Below are 19,696 nucleotides of genomic sequence, written 5' to 3'. Positions count from 1 at the left end.
GGCGCCCCGCGCCGCAAATTCGGTATGCAAATGTCATCGTCCCGTAGTGTTCCTTTGTTGAAATGGCACTTCAGCAAACGGGGCCCGCTTGCAGGCTCCTCAGCCATTTCACCACAGAAAGGGACAGTATGAACCACGATTCATCCGACCAGTCAGTCACCCGCCGCAGCCTGCTGAAGGGTCTTGCGGGCGCGTCCGCCCTGCCGTTTATTGCTTCCTTCGCTGCCCTGCAGGCGCGCGAAGCGGGCGCCGCCGATGGCAGCACCATGCTGGTGCCCAGCCCTTACGGCAAGATCGCCCCGGTCAGGGACCTGACCACCGGTTTGCCGTTGTTGCAGCTGCCGCCCGGTTTCAGCTACAAGAGCTTTGGCTGGACTGGCGACATCATGAGCGACGGTTACCCGTGCCCGGGCGGCCATGACGGCATGGGCGTGGTGGTCTCGCGCAGGGTAGGGCGCAGCACGGAACTGGTGCTGGTGCGTAACCACGAACTTGGCGCCGGTGCCAGCGCGGCCCTGCTCAGTGCACCCGCCGTGTACGACCGCGGCAGCCCGCCTGGCAGCGAGAGTCAGTTCCGCGGTGGTAACAGCAATCTGATTTTCCGCGACGGCAACTGGGTCAGCGTCAGTCCCAGCCTCGGCGGCACGGCCACCAACTGCGCCGGCGGCGTCACGCCGTGGGGCACCTGGCTGTCGTGCGAAGAAGTTGCCTCCAATCTGGTCAGCAGCACCGGCAACCGGCACGGCTACGTGTTTGAAGTCCATGCCGACCCGTTCCAGACCAGCGCCGTACCGATCAAGGGCATGGGCCGCTTCGCCCACGAGGCCGCGGCCGTCGATCCTGCGACCGGCATTGTCTATGAATCGGAAGATTCGGGCGGGCGCTCGGGCTTTTACCGCTACATTCCCTTCGTCACCCCGGGCTACCCGGGCTCGCTGGCCCAGGGCGGCACGCTGCAGATGGCCCGGGTCAAAGGCATCGTCAATGCCAACCTGGCCCGGGTATCGGTGAACGATATCTACGAACTGGAATGGGTCACTATCGCCAATCCGGACCAGGACCGCAGCGACGTGGTGGGCCCGAGCGGCGTTGCCATCAGCAATGCTTCCGGTCCTTTCGTCCAGGGCTGGCTGCAAGGTGGCCTGCGCATGAACCGCGGCGAAGGCATGTGGTATGACCAGGGCAAGATCTATGTCATGGATACGTCCGGCGGCGACGTTGCGCGCGGCGCCATCTGGGAGCTCGACCTGGCCCGCCAGACCCTGCGCTGCATCTATTCCAGCCCCAGCCCCACGATCGGCAACATGGGCGACAACCTCACCGTCAGCCCGCGCCACGGCATCCTCATTTGCGAAGATGGCGGCGCCGCAGGCGTGGACGAATTTGGCATGGGCAACCGCCTGATGGGCGTGACCACGGCCGGCGACACCTACATTTTCGGCAAGAACAATGTCAATCTGACCGAAAGCGAGCTGCTCGCCGCCGGCAAGCTGGGCACGCTGGCAGGGGACCGCCGCAGCAGCGAGTTTGCCGGTGCCTGCTTCGACCCAACGGGCCGCTACCTGTTTGCGAACATCCAGACCCCGGGCATCACCTTTGCCATCACCGGTCCGTGGGCGAAAGGCCCCCTGTAAGCCAACCACATTCATTTTAAGGAACTGCCATGACTGTAAAACAATTGCTGGTGTCCGTGCTGGGCGCCATGGCCTTTGCCGGTAGCGCCAATGCTGCCTTGCTGAGCTCGACCACGACCGGTGCGGGCAATGTGGTCACTGACTACTCGACCGGCTCGCAGGTATCATTTGACCTGGACCTGGCGCAGCTGAGCCACACATCGCTCACCTACACCGTGGAAGCGGCCGATCTGGCCAATCCCTACCTCAGTTTCAACGCCCTGGTGCGCAACCTGAGCGGCTCGGCCCTGCACGGCTTTGCGCTCTACCTCGACGGCATTGCCTTCGGCCCGGCCAACGGCAGCGTCACCCCGGCCTTCGGCAGCGTCGGCACCGTCACCCGCACCGACGGCAAGCTGGCGATCACCTTTTCCGCGCCCGAATACGCTGAACTGCACATCGGTAACCCGGTACTCGAAGCCGACAAGTTTGACTGGCAGCTGGCAACGGCGGGTTTGGCCGTTGGCGACCGCTTCGTGATCACCTCGGCCGTGCCGGAACCGGGCAACCTGACCTTGATGCTGGCAGGAATGGGGGCATGTGCCATGCTGCGCCGCCGCCGAAAGTAATACTGGCGCCAGCCTTGCATGTAACCGGGGCGCTGCGGCGCCCTTGGCCGTTTTCGCCGCAGGCGACTGGCCCCGCTTAGGGTGCCGGTTGGCCTGCCGCCGGCGCGGCCAGCGCTACGGTCTGCCGTACTGGAAACCGCCTGGCGGCGGCCAGTGCATGGATGGTCGCGATCCGTTCCTGCATGGCCGGGTGCGAGGCCATGTAGTGCGACAGCGGCCAGCTGGAATCCTCGGCCTTCATGCTGTCAAACAGTTGTGTCGCACCGCCCACATGTCCGTAGCGGCACTGCAAAATTTCCAGCGCCCGCGCGTCGGCGGCCGCTTCCCGCGTGCGCGAAAATTTGGCAGTGCCCAGGTGCAGGCCGGGGCCGACGATGGCATCGATGTCGCCGCCGCCGGTGATGGTGGCGATCACCGCCGCCATGGCAATGGCCCGCCCCATGCCGCGCAAATGATCGCGGTGCTCGATGTGCGCCAGTTCGTGCGCCAGCACGAACGACAGGCCGTTTTCCGACAGCCTGGCGCCCAGCAGCCCGGTGAAGACGGTGATATTGCCGCCCGGGCCCACAGCCGCGTTGACCGGTTCGGCATCGTGCAGGTAGATGGGCGTAGGGCGGCGCAGGAGTGTGCAGGCGCGCAGTTGGTCCACCAGCTGCTGCACCTGGCGCTGGCGCGCCTGCAATGGCGCCGGCGTGGCCGTGGGCACCGACACCATGCGGCTGATGGACGCTTCCGTTTCTGCGCTGATGCCATCAACGATGCGATCGACCAGCAAGCCCAGGCCCACGAAAATGAGCAGGGCGATCATGGCCAGGCTTGCCGCGATCTCGAAAAACTCCTTGACCGGCTGCGCGTGCGAGATGTTGTCGTTATGCTCGGGTAGGACCGGCTTGTATTCCATGCGCCGTCTCAGGCGTAATAAATTGCCGTGCCGTAGGCCACCACTTCCACGCAGGCGACGGTTCCCGGGGCCTTGCCGGAAATGGACGATGTCTCCAACCGCAGGTTGACGACTTCGTGCGCACCCTTGCAGCTTTCCTTCAGGCGCAGCACCGCCTCGCGCCGCGCCCGGTCCAGCAGCGTTTCGTACGATTGCACGGGGCCGCCAATGATCGCGCGCAGGGCGCCCAGGGCCCGCTTGAAGTAATCGATCGACACCACCATCGACCCGGTCACGAGCCGCGCACTGGCGACCTCGCGCCCGCTCAGCATGGGCTTTTTCGCGGAGGTGGTGGGCAGTTGCAGCCAGCGCGCTTCGCGCTCCCGGATCGATTTGAAATGCGCGGCCTCGGCACGGCGGCCGAAAATGTATCCCAGCAAGATGGGAATGACCCAGAACGCCAGGCCAAGGATGAATTCGATCATGCTTAGACCACGGTGACGGCGGTGCCGTACACATAAATTTCCGCCGCGCCGGCAGCCACGGAGGACGTGGAAAAGCGCACATTGACGACGGCATTGGCGCCCATCTGCGTGGCCTGGGCCTGCATGCGCTCGATGGCGCTCGCGCGCGATTCTTCGAGCAGCTCCGTGTAGCCGCGCAACTCGCCGCCGACGATGTTTTTCAGGCTGGCCATGATGTCGCGCCCGACGTGCTTGGAACGCACCGTGCTGCCGGCAACCACGCCGAAACAGGTGGTGATGGTCTTGCCGGGGATGGTTTCGATATTTGACATCAGCATGGTGCAGTTCCTGGTGGGTAGAGGTCTCCTATTATAAAGTTATAGTTTGATCAATGGCGAAAATTCACTGGCCGGCAAGCGTGCGGCCGACTCATAAACCGCGTTCGCGCATAAATTCGCTGCGCGCGGCCAGGGCGGTGTCGGCAAAATCGGTGAACAGCCCGTCCAGCCCCAGCGCATAGAACTGTTTGTATTCGGCCTTGGGATCGCCCTTGTAGTCGAGCGCCAGGCGCCGCTTTTCATTGCGGAAGGTGTAGGCATGCACCATCAGTCCGGCCCGGTGCGCGTCCTCGATCAGGCGGGTGGGCGCGGTGGTGGACGCGTCGGCTTCATTGATCTTGCCGTCGCCATTGACGTCTGCCAGCTTGCCGTCCGCGCCCACCGTCCCCTTCAGGCTCACGATGTAGCGCTTCCAGGGACCAATGCCGTCGGCGTAAGTCTTGATCTCGGCCAGGCCCGCGGGCGTGATCATGGCCGCAAAGGTGCGGCTGTCACCGGCCAGCTTCCAGTCGAACGGCCGGTCGTAGGGCGCTTCGTAGACCAGGGCACCAGTCTTGAGGTCCACATCATAGGCATCGATGAGCTGGATCATTTTCAGGGTCGATCCTTTCGAGCGCATGTACTTGAGGCTGCCCGGCTCGAACGATTGCACGTACACGGGCGCGCTGCGGGTGGACCAGCCGGCGGCGTCCAGCGTGGCCAGCAGCTTGTCTTCCAGCGGCAGGCCGTGGCGGCGGTGAAAGCTGGGGTTCTTGGTTTCGGGATACAGGGCAATGGGCTTGCCGGATTTCTTGATCAGGTCGATCACTTCCTGCAAGGTGGCAATCTTGTAGCGCCCGTTGAACTGCTGCGGCCGCTCGGCGTCGGTCGCGATCCCGCCCAGGGTCTTGATTTCGGCCAGCGTGAAGTCGCCCGCGAACCAGCCTTCCTGCAATTCGCCATCGACATCCAGGGTGCGCTTGCGGGCGGCAAACTCGGGATGCATGGCCACATCGGTGCTGTAGGTCAGGTTGGGGTCGTGGCGCGCGATCAGGACGCCATCCTTGGTGGAGACCAGGTCCGGTTCAATGGCATCGGCCCCTTGTGCGATCGCCATGGCGTACGCTTCCACGGTTTGCTCGGGCAGGTAGCCGCTGGCGCCGCGGTGGGCGGCAATCAGGGGAGGGCGGCTGTCGAGGGTGTTCAAGGGTGGCGGTGCATCGCCGCCGCAGGCTGCCAGTGTCAGCATGGCAGCCAGCGGCAGCAGGGTGGGTTGGTTCAGGGTCATCGGGTCACTCCAGGTTGAATGTGATCGATCTTAAAACCTTGTCATGACAACCATGTGACGGCTATGCTGTGGCCGGGCAGGTATTTGCCGCGGGCGTGTCCACGCAAGTGTTTGCTGCGGCAACGCTCTCCTATATGATGACAGCCGCGCCCCATGCGGCGGCACCACGCAGGACCGGCGGCGACTGTCACTGGCCATTAGATTTTCAGGAAAATTCTCACGATGCATGTTCTGTCCCTCGTCCTGCCCATGGCCTTTGCGGTAGCGCTCGCCTTTCTGCTGCAGCATTTTCTCGTCTCGCTGGCGTGGGCCGGCTTGCTGGCGGTGATCACCTGGCCCCTGCATGAGCGCTTCCTGCGCCAGGGCTGGTCGCGCGTGGCCAGTGCCAGCACCTTGCTGGTGCTGCTGTTCCTGACCTTCGTGGCGCCTTCGATCTATCTGTTCCACAAGCTGGGCAGCGAACTGGCCACCGTCCAGCGTCTGCTCGGGCAAATCAATCAGACCGGGGTCGCCGCGCCCCAGTGGCTGGCGAGCCTGCCCTTGATTGCCGAACCGGCCATCCAGTGGTGGCAGGAAAACCTTGCCGTGCCGGGCGGACTGGGCGCGCTGATCCGCTCCACCGTGGGCGACTTCGTGCCCCACCTGACCGGCACCGTGCGGGTGCTGGGATCGACCATCCTGGCCAACGGCCTGTTCCTGTTCCTGGCACTGCTGACGCTATTCATCCTCTACCTGCACGGCCCGGCCGTCATGCGCTACACCGACAGTGCAGGCGAGCGCCTCATTCCCCGCCATTACCCCGTGCTGCGGCGCCTGTTCCCGCTGTCGGTGCGCGGCACGGCGCTCGGCCTGTGCCTGGTGGCCGTGATCGAGGGCGTGGTGCTGGGCGTGGCCTACTGGCTGGCGGGGGCGCCGGCACCGGCCCTGCTGGGAGTCATTACCGGCTACCTGGCCCTGATTCCCGGCGGCGCGCCGCTTGCCTTCAGCTCGGTATCGCTGCTGCTGCTGGGCCAGGGCCATCCCGACGCCGCGCTCGGCCTGTTCTGCTGGGGCGCGTTCGAGCTGTTCCTGGTCGACAAGTTCGTGCGCCCGCGCCTGATTGGCCAGCGCGTCAACCTGCCATTCCTGGCCGTGCTGTTCGGCCTGCTGGGCGGGGTCTCCACGCTCGGCGTACTGGGCCTGTTCGTGGGGCCGTTCTTCATGGCGCTGCTGTTCTGGTGGCTGCGCGGCGGCCACGGCGAGGCCATCCTGATGCCGGACGACGTTCCGCGGGCGGCGCCCTAGGCGCTGCGCCGCGGGCGCGGCGGACAAGCATGTCAGCTCAGCACCACTTAAGGGAAGGCAGTTACAATTGCGTTCGCCACATTTTTAAAGAGCACCAATGTCCTCACGCCGCCTCGCCCTGCTGTCCCTCGCCGTTCTCCTGTCTGCCTGCCGTTCGACGCCCGATCCCAAGCCGGTTGAGCCTGTCGTGGTGGCGCCCCAGCCGCCCAAAAAGGTGCGCATCGGCCTGGCGCTGGGCGGCGGCGCGGCGCGCGGCTTCGCCCACATTGGCGTGATCAAGGCCCTGGAAGCGCAGGGCATTTACCCGGAAATCGTGGTCGGCACCAGCGCCGGCAGCGTGGTCGGGGCCCTGTACGCGGCCGGCAACAATGGCTTCCAGCTGCAGCGCGTGGCCATGGAGATGGACGAGGCGACCATCTCGGACTGGGCCATTCCCTTGTTCAACAAGTCCTCGGGCGTGCTCAAGGGCGACGCCCTGCAGACCTATGTCAACAAGGCAGTCAAGAACACCACCATGGAAAAGCTCAAGCTCAAGTTCGGCGCGGTGGCGACCGACCTGCACAGCGGCCAGCCGATCCTGTTTCAGCGCGGCAATACCGGGCAAGCCGTGCGGGCGTCCTCGTCAGTGCCGAGCGTGTTCCAGCCGGTGACCATTGGCGGGCGCTCCTACGTCGACGGCGGCCTGGTGGCACCGGTGCCGGTGCGCTTTGCCAAGCAGATGGGCGCGGACTTCATCATCGCGGTCAATATCTCGACCCAGACCGAAGCGCAGGCGGCGACCAGCTCGCTTGAAGTGCTGCTGCAAACCTTCAGCATCATGGGCCAGCGCCTCAATCATCATGAACTCAAAGACGCCGATGTGGTCATACAGCCCGCGCTGGGCAAGATGGGCGGCGCCGACTTTGCCGGCCGCAACCTTGCCATCCTGGCCGGCGAGCAGGCAGCTGCGGCCATGATGCCCCAGATCAAAGCCAAACTGAAAGCGCGCCAGCAGCCATAAGCTGCCAGCGCCAACACAGCGGCTGCGCACGTGGCTGCCGCCAGACCGTTTTACTTCACAACAGGAAAAACCATGCACACCAAACCAGTACTGACCGCCGATGACGTTAAGAAAATCACAGCCGCTGCCGAAACCGAAGCGCTGGCCAACAAGTGGGCCGTCACCATTGCCGTCGTGGACGACGGCGGTCATCTGCTGAGCCTGCACCGCATGGATGGCGTCGCTGCCATTTCCGCCCACATTGCGCCGGCCAAGGCCACCACGGCCGCGCTGGGCCGGCGCGAAACCAAGATCTACGAAGACATCATCAACAATGGCCGCACTTCCTTCCTGAGCGCGCCGGTGCTGGAGGGCATGCTCGAAGGCGGCGTGCCGATCGTGGTCGATGGCCACGTGGTGGGGGCGGTGGGCGTATCGGGCGTGCAGTCGGCGCAGGACGCGCAGATTGCCAAGGCCGGCATTGCCGCCATCCTGTAAGGCTTCAGGCGTGGATATTCGGCCCCTCCGGGGCTGAATCGGCCGCGCCACTACGCACCAGCCAGTCGGTCAGCGCATCCATGTTGCGCACCAGGATTTCCGGCCCTTCAATAAATCCCACCTGTTCCACATTTCCCGCGTCGCAAGAAATCTTGTTCACGGTGGGGAAGCCCTTGACCATGCGGTCATAGGCCTTGAACACCTTGTTCTGCCAGGCATGCAGCGACGAGTCATTGAATTTGTTGTTCTCGAAATAAACCATCAGCGAGCCATCGTGGTTGCCAAAGCCGACCATGCCCGACCCCTTCCTGAACGCTTCAATCACGGCCGGATCGCCGTCCGCGCGCGGCACAAACACGGCCGCGCGGCCACCGGGGTTGGGACGATCCATCGGAGTATCTCTGCCAAACGTGGTCATCGTATTGTGTCCTCAACAAGAAAGAAAATCGCCGTTGTTGCCGTCAAATGCGCCAATTGGCGATTGCCGTAAATGATGCACTGCGCTATAATTCGGAGGTTTAGCCATTCACCACATACCGTAGCGACTACCCACCCATCCCTCATTCAAATAGACACCATACCCAGAGGCGAATGCGGCCCGGGGTCACATGGCGGTCGGTCTGACGTGGCGCAGCTACGGTAACTTTATCAGGAGTTGCCCTTGCCGCCGTTTTTTTCTGGCCCATCCGTTCCAGCCATCCTGGCGCTAGCAGACGGAACCATATTTAAAGGTATTTCCATTGGCGCTGCCGGTCATACCACCGGGGAAGTCGTTTTCAATACTGCCATGACGGGTTACCAGGAAATCCTGACCGACCCCAGCTACTCCCGCCAGATCGTCACCCTGACATACCCGCACATCGGCAACACCGGTGTGAACATTGAAGATGTGGAAGCGAGCAAGGTCCACGCCGCCGGCCTCATCATTCGCGACCTGCCATTGCTGGCATCGAATTTCCGCTCCACCCAATCCCTCTCCGAATACCTGAAAGCCGAAGGCATCGTTGCCCTCGCCGGCATCGACACCCGCAAGCTCACGCGCCTGCTGCGCGAAAAAGGTGCGCAGAGCGGTGCCATCCTGGTGGGTACCCAGGGCAATGAGCCGGACACGCTGCAGGCGCTGGAACTGGCGCGCTCTTTCCCGGGCCTGAACGGGATGGACCTGGCCAAGGTGGTCTCCACCAAGACCGCCTACGAATTTACCGAAACCGAGTGGCAGCTGGGGCAGGGCTACGGCAAGCTGGAAGACGCGAAATTTCACGTGGTGGCGTTCGACTACGGCGTCAAGCGCAACATCCTGCGTATGCTCACCGAGCGCGGCTGCCGCGTGACGGTGCTCCCGGCCCAGTCGAGCGCTGCCGACGCACTGGCCCTGAACCCGGACGGCATCTTTTTGGCCAATGGCCCGGGCGACCCGGCACCGTGCGACTACGCCATTGCAGCGACCAAAGAACTGATTGAAAAAGGCTTGCCTACCTTCGGCATCTGCCTTGGTCACCAGATCATGGCGCTGGCGTCCGGCGCGCAGACACTGAAGATGAAGTTCGGCCACCACGGTGCCAACCACCCGGTGCAGGATCTCGACTCCAAACAGGTCATGATCACTTCGCAGAACCACGGTTTTGCAGTCGATGCCCAGTCGCTGCCGGCCAACTGCCGCGTGACCCACGTGTCGCTGTTCGACGGCTCGCTGCAGGGCTTTGCCCGCACCGACAAGCCGGCCTTCTGCTTCCAGGGCCACCCTGAAGCGTCGCCGGGACCGAACGACGTCAGTTACCTGTTTGACCGCTTCATCAGCCTGATGCAAGCCGCGGCGAAAAATTAAAGCAGAGAGAGATAGATGGCAAAGCGTAGTGACATTAAAAGTATTTTGATTATTGGCGCTGGCCCGATCATTATCGGCCAGGCCTGCGAGTTTGATTATTCCGGCGCCCAGGCCTGCAAGGCCCTGCGTGAAGAAGGCTACAAGGTCATCCTCGTCAACAGCAACCCGGCCACCATCATGACCGACCCGGAGATGGCCGATGTGACCTACATCGAGCCAATCACCTGGAAGGTGGTCGAGCGCATCATCGCCAAGGAGCGTCCCGACGCCATCTTGCCGACCATGGGCGGCCAGACCGCGCTCAATTGCGCGCTCGACCTGCACAACAACGGCGTGCTGGCCCAGTACAACGTGGAGCTGATCGGCGCTTCGCCCGAAGCCATCGACAAGGCAGAAGACCGCTCCAAGTTCAAGGAAGCGATGACCAAGATTGGCCTCGGTTCCGCGCGCTCGGGCGTGGCTCACTCGATGGAGGAATCGTGGGCCGTGCAGCGCGAGCTGGGTTTTCCGACCATTATCCGTCCATCGTTCACCATGGGCGGCACGGGCGGCGGCATCGCCTACAACGAAGAAGAATTCGAGACCATCTGCAAGCGCGGCCTGGAAGCCTCGCCCACCAAGGAACTGCTGATTGAAGAGTCCTTGATTGGCTGGAAAGAGTACGAGATGGAAGTCGTGCGCGACAAGGCCGACAACTGCATCATCATCTGCTCGATCGAAAACCTCGACCCGATGGGCGTGCACACGGGCGACTCCATTACCGTGGCCCCGGCGCAGACGCTGACGGACAAGGAATACCAGATCATGCGCAACGCCAGCCTGGCAGTGCTGCGCGAAATTGGCGTGGACACGGGCGGCTCCAACGTGCAGTTCGCGATCAACCCGGCCGACGGCCGCATGATCGTGATCGAAATGAATCCGCGCGTGTCGCGTTCCTCGGCGCTCGCTTCCAAGGCGACCGGCTTTCCGATCGCCAAGGTGGCGGCCAAGCTGGCCGTGGGCTTCACGCTCGACGAACTGCGCAACGAGATCACGGGCGGCGCCACGCCGGCATCGTTCGAGCCGTCGATTGACTACGTGGTGGTCAAGATCCCGCGCTTCACGTTTGAAAAATTCCCCGCTGCCGACCAGCACCTGACGACGCAAATGAAGTCGGTGGGCGAAGTCATGGCCATTGGCCGCACCTTCCAGGAGTCGTTCCAGAAAGCGCTGCGCGGCCTGGAAGTGGGCGTCGATGGCCTGAACGAAAAGACGCGCGACCGCGAAAAGATCGAGGAAGAACTGGGCGAGCCGGGACCGGACCGCATCTGGTACGTGGGCGACGCCTTCGCCCAGGGCTTCACGCTCGAAGAAGTGCATGCGCTCACCCACATCGATCCGTGGTTCCTCATCCAGATCAAGGAAATCGTCGACATCGAATTGTGGCTGGACCATCAGAAGCTGGAAAACCTCGACAAGCCGCTGCTGTACAAGTTGAAGCAAAAGGGCTTTTCGGACCGCCGCCTGGCCTTTTTGATGCACACCACCGACACGGCCGTGCGCGAAGCGCGCCACGCCATGGGCATCCGTCCCGTGTACAAGCGGGTGGACACCTGCGCGGCCGAGTTTTCGACCGACACCGCGTACATGTACTCGACCTACGATGAAGAGTGCGAGTCCAACCCGAGCGACAAGAAAAAGATCATGGTGCTGGGCGGTGGCCCGAACCGCATCGGCCAGGGTATCGAATTCGATTACTGCTGCGTGCACGCGGCGCTGGCGATGCGCGAAGACGGCTATGAGACCATCATGGTCAACTGCAATCCCGAGACCGTTTCGACCGACTACGACACGTCCGACCGCCTGTACTTTGAATCGCTGACGCTGGAAGACGTGCTGGAAATCGTGGCGCTCGAAAAGCCGGTGGGCGTGATCGTGCAGTACGGCGGCCAGACCCCGCTTAAACTTGCGCTGGACCTGGAAGCGAACGGCGTGCCGATCATCGGCACCTCGCCCGACATGATCGACGCGGCCGAAGACCGCGAGCGTTTCCAGCAGATGCTGCAAACCCTCGGCCTGCGCCAGCCGCCCAACCGCACCGCGCGTACCGAAGCCGAAGCGATCGACCTGGCACAGGAAATCGGCTACCCGCTGGTGGTGCGCCCATCCTACGTACTGGGCGGCCGCGCGATGGAAATCGTGCACGAGCAGCGCGACCTGGAGCGCTACATGCGCGAAGCGGTCAAGGTATCGCACGATTCGCCGGTGCTGCTGGACCGCTTCCTGAACGACGCGATTGAGGTGGACGTGGACTGCATCTCGGACGGCGAGACCACCTTCATCGGCGGCGTGATGGAGCACATCGAGCAGGCCGGCGTGCACTCGGGCGACTCGGCCTGTTCGCTGCCGCCGTATTCGCTGTCGCAGGCCACCATCGATGAACTCAAGCGCCAGACCTCGCTCATGGCCAAGGGCCTGAACGTGGTGGGCCTGATGAACGTGCAGTTCGCAATCCAGAAGCAGGAGATCGACGGCGTGGTGCAGGACACCGTGTTCGTGCTGGAAGTGAACCCGCGCGCATCGCGCACCGTGCCGTTCGTGTCCAAGGCCACCGGCCTGCAGCTGGCCAAGATCGCGGCGCGCTGCATGGTGGGCCAGACGCTCGCCTCGCAGGGCATCACCAAGGAAGTGGTGCCGCCGTTCTACAGCGTCAAGGAAGCGGTGTTCCCGTTCGTGAAATTCCCCGGCGTGGACACGATTTTGGGACCGGAGATGAAGTCCACCGGCGAAGTGATGGGCGTTGGCACCACCTTTGGCGAAGCGTTCGTGAAGTCGCAGATGGGCGCCGGCGTCAAGCTGCCGGAATCGGGCAAGGTATTCCTGTCGATCAAAGGCCCGGACAAGCCGCGCGCCGTGAAAGTGGCACGTGACCTGCACGAGATGGGCTTCCAGATCGCCGCCACCAAGGGCACCGCCGCCGTCATCAACGCCGCCGGCATTCCGTGCCAGGCCGTGAACAAGGTGCTGGAAGGCCGTCCGCACGTGGTCGACATGATCAAGAACCACGAGATCGCGCTGGTGATCAACACGGTCGATGAAAAACGCAGTGCGATTGTGGACTCGCGCGCGATCCGGATTTCGGCTTTGGCCGCCCGGGTCACGACATACACTACAATAGCGGGTGCGGAGGCTGCGGTCGAAGGCATGCGTCATCTCGACGAGTTGCGCGTGTACGATTTACAAGGCCTGCATAAAACCTTAAACTAAGCAGTCAGCAGTACCCTTAACCACAGAGTTCGCGCGGCGGCGTTTTTTGTAACACGCCGCGTGCCTCTGTGGTTTTCACTTTTCAGCAGAAACGCGAATACACCATGAATTCATCCGTCCCACTTACCAAATTCGGCGCAGAACTGCTCAAGGAAGAGCTGCATCAGCTCAAGACCAAGGAGCGCCGTATCGTGATTGACGCCATCGCAGAAGCGCGTTCCCACGGCGACCTGTCCGAGAACGCAGAATACGACGCCGCCAAGGAGCGCCAGGCGTTCGTGGAAGGGCGCATCGCCGAACTCGAAGGCAAGCTGTCGGCCGCCCAGATCATCGATCCGACCACGCTCGACGCCGAAGGGCGTGTCGTGTTTGCCGCCACCGTCGACCTGGAAGACCTGGAAAACGGCCAGAAGGTGACCTACCAGATCGTGGGCATGGACGAAGCCGACCTCAAACTGAACAAGATTTCGGTGACTTCGCCCATCTCGCGTGCCCTGATCGGCAAGTACGCCGGCGACGTGGTGGAAGTGCAGGCGCCGTCCGGCCCGCGCGAATACGAAATCCTGGAAGTCAAATACATTTGATGGCGAATTTGTCTCTCCTGCAGCGCGCCCGCGTGGCTCTTCTGAGCCTGTGGGCGGGCAGCGCCGTGCTGGTGGCCATCCGCGCCTCCTTGATCAATGCGAGCATCAGCGACCGCGCCGGCTTCGGCCAGGCGGTGGCGCCGCTGTTTCGCGCTGAAGCCATCATTGGTCTCGTATGCGGCATGGCGCTGCTGGTGTTGGTGTGGATGGACAAGAAGCTCGATGCGGCCACGCGCAATGTCATGACCGGCGTGCTGCTGGTGATGCTGGCGTGGGTGCTGTTCTATTTTGGCTCGCAGCCGCTGATGCAGGAACTGCGCGCTTCAGGGCAGGGCGGGGTGATGATTGCCGACAGCCGCCGCCTGTTTGGCATCCTGCATGGTGTGTCGCTGCTGCTGTACGCGCAGATGACGATCCTGGCGTTCTTTTTGATTCACAAGGAAACGCGCAAGGTGGAAGCGCAATAGGGTTAATAGCCCCAGCCTTCCACCCGGATGGGCATTATTTGCCCAGTTCGCTTTTCTTGGTGCTCTTCTGGCGCGGCTTGGCACGCTTGATGGTGCCGCCTTCGGTCACGCGCTCATTCCCTTTGATCATGACCTTGGTCACGCTGGGGCGCTTGGTGCCGCTGGCGCTGGCCTTGACGATGGTCACTTCACGCATGCCCTTGCCGGACTTGGTGCTGCGCGCTTTTTCCACTTCCACCTTGGGGCGGTAGATGACGAGCAGCTTGCCGATGTGCTGGACCGGGTGGGCCTGCAATTCGGTGCAGATATTTTCATAGATTTCCGTGCGCATTTCACGGTCGTCACCGAACACACGGACCTTGATCAGGCCGTGCGAGTCGAGGCTGGCGCCGATTTCCTTCATGACGGAAGGCGTCAGGCCCGCTTCGCCAATGATCACAACGGGCTTGAGCGCATGCGCCTCAGCGCGCAGTGCGCTGCGCTCGACGGGTGTAAGTTTTTGCATAATATTTTAGTTAAATCCCTTAAAAGCAGTATTCTACGCGAATGAAGAAGAAGAAATTAAACAAAAACTGGTTACACGACCATATCAACGACCCTTACGTCAAACTGGCGCAAAAAGAGGGTTACCGGGCGCGCGCAGCTTTCAAACTCAAAGAAATTGACGAGGCTGAAAAGCTGATCAAGCCGGGCCAGGTTATTGTCGACCTTGGCTGCACGCCGGGCAGCTGGGGGCAGTACGTGCGCCGCAAGCTGGCGGGCAAGGAAGGCGGCGGCATCAATGGCACCATCATCGGGCTGGACATGCTGCCCATGGAGCCGATCGCGGACATGCATTTCATTCTCGGCGACTTCCGCGAGGCGCGCATTTTGCGTCAGCTCGACACCATCCTGGACGGACGCAAGTGCGACCTGGTGCTGTCGGACATGGCCCCGAACCTGTCGGGCATTCCGACGGCGGACTCCGCGCGCATGGAGCACCTGATTGACCTGGCCATTGAATTTACCCAGTTCCACATGAAGCCGAGCGGCGCGCTCGTGGTCAAATGTTTTAAAGACATGGGTTTTAGTCAAATCGTCGAGAAATTCCGCACCGAATTCAAGGTTGTCAAACAAGTCAAGCCCAAGGCGAGCCGGGACAAATCGTCCGAGATTTTCCTCGTTGGCAAGGGCTTGAAAAATCCTTCGGCCACCAATACCGCGCTGGAAGAAGAAGCCCCCCTTGATATTTGATGGGTTCCCCCAATATCGGCTGTGGAAGAACCGAAAAACCATGCAAATCGGCTAATAAGCAAAGATTTTCGCGGGTTTTTCGACTCCGCAGTGGGGCGCGCGTGGCACCTGCTGCTTAATGCGAGTAAAATCGGCGTTCTAGAATCGGTATCGGATGCGTCTGCATCGAAGGAGTTTTCGTGAATAATATGTTTTCCAAATCGGCCATTTGGGTAGTGGTTGCCCTGTTGCTATTCATGCTGTTCCGGAATTTCGACACTCCGGGTGCGGCAGGCGGCAGCAAGACCATCGCCTATTCCGAACTCCTGGACGAGGTAAAAGCCGGCCGCATCAAGGAAGTCGTCATCGTGGGCCAGAACATCACGGCCACCCGCTCGGATGACACCCGCGTCACCTCCACGGCGACCATGCTCGACCGCGGCCTGGTGAGCGATCTGGTGAACAACCGCGTCAAGTTCGACGTGCGTCCACCGGAAGAGCCAGGTTTCCTGCAGCATGTCTTCATCAACTGGTTCCCGATGCTCCTGCTCATCGGCGTATGGATTTTCTTCATGCGCCAGATGCAAGGTGGCGGCAAGGGCGGCGCATTCTCCTTCGGCAAATCGAAGGCGCGCATGATGGATGAAACCAATAACACCGTTACCTTTGCCGACGTTGCCGGTTGCGACGAAGCAAAGGAAGAAGTCAACGAAATCGTCGACTTCCTCAAGGATCCAAGCAAATTCCAGAAGCTGGGCGGCCGTATCCCGCGGGGCGTGCTCATGGTCGGCCCTCCGGGCACGGGTAAAACCCTGCTGGCGCGCGCCATCGCCGGCGAAGCCAAGGTGCCGTTCTTCTCCATTTCCGGCTCCGACTTCGTGGAAATGTTCGTCGGCGTGGGCGCCAGCCGCGTGCGCGACATGTTCGAGAACGCCAAGAAGCACTCGCCCTGCATCATCTTCATTGACGAGATCGACGCTGTCGGCCGCCACCGCGGTGCCGGCATGGGCGGCGGCAACGACGAGCGCGAACAGACGCTGAACCAGCTGCTGGTCGAGATGGACGGTTTTGAAGCGAGCTCCGGCGTGATCGTCGTCGCTGCCACCAACCGCGCCGACGTGCTGGACAAGGCGCTGCTGCGTCCGGGCCGCTTCGACCGCCAGGTCATGGTGGGCCTGCCGGACATCCGCGGCCGCGAGCAAATTCTCAATGTGCACATGCGCAAGGTGCCGATTGCCACCGACGTCAAGGCCGACATCCTGGCCCGCGGTACGCCTGGTTTCTCGGGTGCCGACCTGGCCAACCTGGTCAACGAGGCAGCATTGTTTGCCGCACGCCGCAGCAAGCGCCTGGTGGAAATGAGCGACTTTGAAGACGCCAAGGACAAGATATACATGGGTCCCGAGCGCAAGTCGATGGTCATGCGTGAAGAAGAGCGCCGCAATACGGCGTACCACGAGTCCGGCCACGCCGTCATCGCCAAGCTGCTGCCAAAGGCTGACCCTGTCCACAAGGTCACCATCATGCCGCGCGGCGGCGCCCTGGGCCTGACCTGGCAGCTGCCCGAGCACGATGCGCTGTCCGGCTACAAGGACAAGATGCTGGAGCAGATCTCCATCCTGTTTGGCGGCCGTATCGCGGAAGAGATTTTCGTGGGCCAGATGTCGACCGGTGCATCCAATGACTTTTCGCGTGCCACCAAGCTGGCCCGTTCCATGGTCACCCGCTTCGGCATGAGCGACAGCATGGGCGTGATGGTGTACGAAGACAGCGAGAACGAAGGCTTCTTCGGCGGCGCCACCAAGACCATCTCGGAAGCGACGCAGCAAAAGGTGGATGCGGAAATCCGTGCCATCCTTGACACGCAGTACGCCCTGGCACGCCGCCTGCTCGAAGAAAACCGCGACAAGGTGGAAACCATGACCCGCGCGCTGCTCGACTGGGAAACCATCGACGCTGACCAGATCAACGACATCATGGCCGGCAACGAGCCGCGTCCGCCAAAGTCGGGCCTGCTGACCAAGCGCGTGCCGCCAGGTGACAGCGGCCCGGGCGGCGTGTCGCCCAACGCGCCCGCACCTGCCTAATCGAAAACGGAAAGTTTCCGTAGAAGTATATAATGCCGCTCAGGCAATAACTGAGCGGCATTTTTCATGGATGACGCCCGGAAGAAATCCAACAACGAATGCGACAATACCTGCAATGCGGCCGTTTCGGCTTCGCGCTCGACAAGCGCCCCCTCGTGATGGGGATACTGAACACGACGCCGGATTCGTTTTCGGATGGCGGGCGTTACGAGTCGCTCGAGTTTGCCGTCTCGCGCGCCGAGGAAATGATCGGGGAGGGCGTCGACATCATTGATGTGGGCGGCGAATCGAGCCGTCCGGGCGCGCCCGCAGTGCCATTGGCACAGGAACTGGGCCGGGTGATGCCGGTGCTGTATGCTTTGCGCGACATGGGCAAGCCCTTGTCGGTCGACACGTACAAGCCCCAGGTCATGCGCGAAGCCATCATTGCCGGCGCGGACATGATCAATGATATCAACGGTTTTCGGGCGCCGGGGGCACTGGAAGCGGTGCAGGGCAGCGACTGCGCCCTGTGCGTAATGCACATGCAGGGCACGCCACAATCGATGCAGCAGGATCCGCGCTACGAGGATGTGGTGGCGGAAGTGATCAGCTTTCTGCGCGAGCGGGTCGACGCCATGGTGGCGGCCGGCATCGAGCGCGAGCGCATCTGCATCGATCCCGGCTTTGGCTTTGGCAAAACCGTGGAACATAATTACGCATTACTGCGCAACATTGGCAGGATGCAGCAAGAAATTGGCTTACCGGTTCTGGCTGGCGTATCACGCAAGTCCATGATCGGGGCCGTCACCGGCAAGCCGGTGGAGCAGCGACTCGCAGGCAATATCGCTGGAGCACTCGCTGCGATCGCGCATGGCGCTCGCATTGTACGGGTGCATGATGTCGTTGAAACAGTCGACGCCGTCAACGTGTGGCAAGCCGCCACGATTTAACAACTTTTCATTCAAAAAGAGCAAAATATGGCACGTAAATATTTCGGTACGGACGGTGTACGTGGACTGGTGGGCGTCGAGCCGATCACCCCTGACTTCGTGATGCGCCTCGGTCACGCCGCGGGCAAGGTCCTGGCCAAGACCCGCAGCTCATCATCGGGTCGTCCCACGGTTCTGATCGGAAAAGACACGCGCATTTCCGGCTACATGCTGGAGTCGGCGCTGGAAGCGGGTTTTAACGCCGCCGGCGTGGACGTCCTCCTGGCCGGCCCCACGCCGACCCCGGCCGTGGCCTACCTGACGCGCGCGCTGCGCCTGTCGGCCGGTGTCGTCATCTCGGCTTCGCACAACCCGTACCACGACAACGGCATCAAGTTCTTCTCCAAGAACGGCACCAAGCTGGCCGATTCGGTGGAACTGGAAATCGAAGAAATGATTGACCAGCCGATGACCTGCGTGGCGCCGGAAAAAATGGGCCGCGCCAAGCGCCTGCAGCACTCGCAGGGCCGCTACATCGAATTTTGCAAGGGCACCTTCCCGAACGAGCTGGACCTGCGCGGCCTGCGCATCGTGGTCGACTGCGCCCACGGCGCCGCTTACGATATCGCCCCGCACGTGTTCCACGAACTGGGCGCGGAGGTCATCTCCATCGGCGCCAAGCCGGACGGCTTCAACATCAACGACGGCTGCGGCGCCACGGTGCCGAAAGCGATGGCCGCGGCCGTGCTGGAACACCGCGCCGACCTCGGCATTGCGCTGGACGGCGACGCCGACCGCCTGGTCATGTGCGACAGCAAGGGCCGCATCTACAACGGCGACGAGCTGCTGTACGTAATGGTGCTGGACCGCATGGAAACCGGGCCGGTGGCCGGCGCCGTGGGCACATTGATGACCAACATGGCGCTGGAAGTGGCTTTCAAGGAAATGGGAGTGGGCTTTGCGCGCGCCAAGGTGGGTGACCGCTACGTGCTGGAAGTGATGAAAGAGAAGGGCTGGCTATTCGGCGGCGAAGGTTCGGGCCACCTGCTGGCACTGGACAAGCACACCACGGGTGATGGCATCGTGTCGGCCCTGCAAGTGCTGTCGGCACTGCGCCGCACCGGCAAGTCGCTCGACGAGTGCTGCGCCAAGCTGACGCTGTACCCGCAGACCTTGATCAACGTCAAAGTGCCGGCTGGCTTCGACTGGACCAAGAACGCCGGCATGGTGGCGGAGAAGGAACTTGTTGAGCAGGAACTGGGCGACACCGGCCGCGTGCTGATCCGCGCATCGGGTACGGAGCCGTTGATTCGGGTAATGGTGGAAGCCAAGGACGCGCATGTTGCAGCCTCGACGGCACGCCGGATTGCGGACAAAGTCGTCTCGTAAGCAAAGTTGACGCCACCGGCCGC

19 protein-coding genes are annotated in these 19,696 nt (G+C 62.3%); 13 read left to right on the top strand and 6 right to left on the bottom strand.

The features are described 5' to 3' along the window. Positions 1 to 128 precede the first annotated feature (128 nt). Together KY495_RS23545 and KY495_RS23540 are read left to right on the top strand one after the other, a co-directional pair. On the top strand, positions 129 to 1,634 hold the full coding sequence (locus KY495_RS23545) for a PhoX family phosphatase (protein WP_219881682.1): 1,506 nt from the start codon (positions 129 to 131) through the stop codon (positions 1,632 to 1,634). 29 nt (positions 1,635 to 1,663) lie between these two features. Further along, positions 1,664 to 2,242, top strand: a complete 579-nt coding sequence (locus KY495_RS23540; protein ID WP_219881681.1) for a PEP-CTERM sorting domain-containing protein — start codon at positions 1,664 to 1,666, stop codon at positions 2,240 to 2,242. Positions 2,243 to 2,318: 76 nt separating this feature from the next. On the opposite strand, the gene KY495_RS23535 is transcribed toward KY495_RS23540, so the two are convergent. The 4 genes from KY495_RS23535 to KY495_RS23520 all read right to left on the bottom strand — a co-directional run bounded on the left by KY495_RS23535 (position 2,319) and on the right by KY495_RS23520 (position 5,191). Then, the gene (locus tag KY495_RS23535; protein WP_219881680.1) at positions 2,319 to 3,143 is read right to left on the bottom strand and encodes a M48 family metallopeptidase; all 825 of its coding nucleotides are present in this window, start codon (positions 3,141 to 3,143) and stop codon (positions 2,319 to 2,321) included. Between the two features lie 8 nt (positions 3,144 to 3,151). Further along, complete coding sequence (locus KY495_RS23530) at positions 3,152 to 3,607, bottom strand: YbjQ family protein (RefSeq protein WP_219881679.1); 456 nt, start codon at positions 3,605 to 3,607, stop codon at positions 3,152 to 3,154. Between the two features lie 2 nt (positions 3,608 to 3,609). Then, positions 3,610 to 3,924, bottom strand: coding sequence for a YbjQ family protein (locus KY495_RS23525; RefSeq protein ID WP_219881678.1), 315 nt, complete (start codon positions 3,922 to 3,924; stop codon positions 3,610 to 3,612). Positions 3,925 to 4,015: 91 nt separating this feature from the next. Then, on the bottom strand, positions 4,016 to 5,191 hold the full coding sequence (locus KY495_RS23520) for a glycerophosphodiester phosphodiesterase (RefSeq protein ID WP_219881677.1): 1,176 nt from the start codon (positions 5,189 to 5,191) through the stop codon (positions 4,016 to 4,018). A 222-nt stretch (positions 5,192 to 5,413) separates the two neighbouring features. On the opposite strand from KY495_RS23520, the gene KY495_RS23515 reads away from it, so the two are divergent. From KY495_RS23515 to KY495_RS23505, 3 genes are all read left to right on the top strand, one after another. Next, positions 5,414 to 6,475, top strand: a complete 1,062-nt coding sequence (locus KY495_RS23515; protein ID WP_229518436.1) for an AI-2E family transporter — start codon at positions 5,414 to 5,416, stop codon at positions 6,473 to 6,475. A gap of 97 nt (positions 6,476 to 6,572) precedes the next feature. Then, a complete protein-coding gene (locus KY495_RS23510) occupies positions 6,573 to 7,475 on the top strand; it encodes a patatin-like phospholipase family protein (RefSeq protein ID WP_219881676.1) in 903 nt (300 codons plus the stop codon). Between the two features lie 72 nt (positions 7,476 to 7,547). Next, the gene (locus tag KY495_RS23505) at positions 7,548 to 7,952 is read left to right on the top strand and encodes a heme-binding protein (protein ID WP_219881675.1); all 405 of its coding nucleotides are present in this window, start codon (positions 7,548 to 7,550) and stop codon (positions 7,950 to 7,952) included. 4 nt (positions 7,953 to 7,956) lie between these two features. Here the strand turns inward: KY495_RS23505 and KY495_RS23500 are convergent, their stop codons facing one another. Further along, entirely contained in the window at positions 7,957 to 8,343 is a 387-nt protein-coding gene (locus KY495_RS23500) for a hypothetical protein (RefSeq protein ID WP_229518435.1), read from the bottom strand. Between the two features lie 270 nt (positions 8,344 to 8,613). On the opposite strand from KY495_RS23500, the gene carA reads away from it, so the two are divergent. The 4 genes from carA to KY495_RS23480 all read left to right on the top strand — a co-directional run bounded on the left by carA (position 8,614) and on the right by KY495_RS23480 (position 14,074). Then, positions 8,614 to 9,777 (top strand): glutamine-hydrolyzing carbamoyl-phosphate synthase small subunit, encoded by a 1,164-nt coding sequence (gene carA / locus KY495_RS23495; RefSeq protein WP_219881673.1) that lies wholly within the window; start codon positions 8,614 to 8,616, stop codon positions 9,775 to 9,777. A 15-nt stretch (positions 9,778 to 9,792) separates the two neighbouring features. Beyond that, positions 9,793 to 13,023, top strand: coding sequence for a carbamoyl-phosphate synthase large subunit (gene carB / locus KY495_RS23490; RefSeq protein WP_219881672.1), 3,231 nt, complete (start codon positions 9,793 to 9,795; stop codon positions 13,021 to 13,023). Between the two features lie 104 nt (positions 13,024 to 13,127). Continuing rightward, the gene (greA, locus tag KY495_RS23485; protein WP_219881671.1) at positions 13,128 to 13,607 is read left to right on the top strand and encodes a transcription elongation factor GreA; all 480 of its coding nucleotides are present in this window, start codon (positions 13,128 to 13,130) and stop codon (positions 13,605 to 13,607) included. After that, positions 13,607 to 14,074, top strand: coding sequence for a DUF4149 domain-containing protein (locus tag KY495_RS23480; RefSeq protein WP_219881670.1), 468 nt, complete (start codon positions 13,607 to 13,609; stop codon positions 14,072 to 14,074). The genes greA and KY495_RS23480 overlap by 1 nt, the downstream gene beginning before the upstream one ends. A gap of 34 nt (positions 14,075 to 14,108) precedes the next feature. Here KY495_RS23480 and yhbY read toward each other — a convergent pair whose 3' ends face one another. Next, the gene (gene yhbY, locus KY495_RS23475; protein WP_219881669.1) at positions 14,109 to 14,579 is read right to left on the bottom strand and encodes a ribosome assembly RNA-binding protein YhbY; all 471 of its coding nucleotides are present in this window, start codon (positions 14,577 to 14,579) and stop codon (positions 14,109 to 14,111) included. 41 nt (positions 14,580 to 14,620) lie between these two features. On the opposite strand from yhbY, the gene KY495_RS23470 reads away from it, so the two are divergent. From KY495_RS23470 to glmM, 4 genes are all read left to right on the top strand, one after another. Continuing rightward, positions 14,621 to 15,307, top strand: coding sequence for an RlmE family RNA methyltransferase (locus KY495_RS23470; RefSeq protein ID WP_219881668.1), 687 nt, complete (start codon positions 14,621 to 14,623; stop codon positions 15,305 to 15,307). A 179-nt stretch (positions 15,308 to 15,486) separates the two neighbouring features. Then, positions 15,487 to 17,373, top strand: coding sequence for an ATP-dependent zinc metalloprotease FtsH (gene ftsH, locus KY495_RS23465; protein WP_219881667.1), 1,887 nt, complete (start codon positions 15,487 to 15,489; stop codon positions 17,371 to 17,373). 98 nt (positions 17,374 to 17,471) lie between these two features. Beyond that, positions 17,472 to 18,305: a dihydropteroate synthase gene (gene folP, locus KY495_RS23460; RefSeq protein ID WP_219881666.1), complete on the top strand. Its 834-nt coding sequence runs from the start codon at positions 17,472 to 17,474 to the stop codon at positions 18,303 to 18,305. Positions 18,306 to 18,332: 27 nt separating this feature from the next. Then, positions 18,333 to 19,673: a phosphoglucosamine mutase gene (gene glmM / locus KY495_RS23455; protein ID WP_219881665.1), complete on the top strand. Its 1,341-nt coding sequence runs from the start codon at positions 18,333 to 18,335 to the stop codon at positions 19,671 to 19,673. Positions 19,674 to 19,696 lie beyond the last annotated feature (23 nt).

This window comes from Massilia sp. PAMC28688 (assembly GCF_019443445.1).
GTDB lineage: Bacteria > Pseudomonadota > Gammaproteobacteria > Burkholderiales > Burkholderiaceae_D > Telluria_A.
Note: the sequence above shows the minus strand (reverse complement) of the source record. Positions and strands in the feature narration are given on the sequence as shown.

Bases quoted from the DNA above. Each gene is read 5' to 3' on its own strand.
- KY495_RS23545 (WP_219881682.1), top strand. From the start codon at position 129: ATGAACCACGATTCATCCGACCAGTCAGTCACCCGCCGCAGCCTGCTG.
- KY495_RS23540 (WP_219881681.1), top strand. From the start codon at position 1,664: ATGACTGTAAAACAATTGCTGGTGTCCGTGCTGGGCGCCATGGCCTTT.
- KY495_RS23535 (WP_219881680.1), bottom strand. From the start codon at position 3,143: ATGGAATACAAGCCGGTCCTACCCGAGCATAACGACAACATCTCGCAC.
- KY495_RS23530 (WP_219881679.1), bottom strand. From the start codon at position 3,607: ATGATCGAATTCATCCTTGGCCTGGCGTTCTGGGTCATTCCCATCTTG.
- KY495_RS23525 (WP_219881678.1), bottom strand. From the start codon at position 3,924: ATGCTGATGTCAAATATCGAAACCATCCCCGGCAAGACCATCACCACC.
- KY495_RS23520 (WP_219881677.1), bottom strand. From the start codon at position 5,191: ATGACCCTGAACCAACCCACCCTGCTGCCGCTGGCTGCCATGCTGACA.
- KY495_RS23515 (WP_229518436.1), top strand. From the start codon at position 5,414: ATGCATGTTCTGTCCCTCGTCCTGCCCATGGCCTTTGCGGTAGCGCTC.
- KY495_RS23510 (WP_219881676.1), top strand. From the start codon at position 6,573: ATGTCCTCACGCCGCCTCGCCCTGCTGTCCCTCGCCGTTCTCCTGTCT.
- KY495_RS23505 (WP_219881675.1), top strand. From the start codon at position 7,548: ATGCACACCAAACCAGTACTGACCGCCGATGACGTTAAGAAAATCACA.
- KY495_RS23500 (WP_229518435.1), bottom strand. From the start codon at position 8,343: ATGGATCGTCCCAACCCCGGTGGCCGCGCGGCCGTGTTTGTGCCGCGC.
- carB (WP_219881672.1), top strand. From the start codon at position 9,793: ATGGCAAAGCGTAGTGACATTAAAAGTATTTTGATTATTGGCGCTGGC.
- greA (WP_219881671.1), top strand. From the start codon at position 13,128: ATGAATTCATCCGTCCCACTTACCAAATTCGGCGCAGAACTGCTCAAG.
- KY495_RS23480 (WP_219881670.1), top strand. From the start codon at position 13,607: ATGGCGAATTTGTCTCTCCTGCAGCGCGCCCGCGTGGCTCTTCTGAGC.
- yhbY (WP_219881669.1), bottom strand. From the start codon at position 14,579: ATGCAAAAACTTACACCCGTCGAGCGCAGCGCACTGCGCGCTGAGGCG.
- KY495_RS23470 (WP_219881668.1), top strand. From the start codon at position 14,621: ATGAAGAAGAAGAAATTAAACAAAAACTGGTTACACGACCATATCAAC.
- folP (WP_219881666.1), top strand. From the start codon at position 17,472: ATGCGACAATACCTGCAATGCGGCCGTTTCGGCTTCGCGCTCGACAAG.
- glmM (WP_219881665.1), top strand. From the start codon at position 18,333: ATGGCACGTAAATATTTCGGTACGGACGGTGTACGTGGACTGGTGGGC.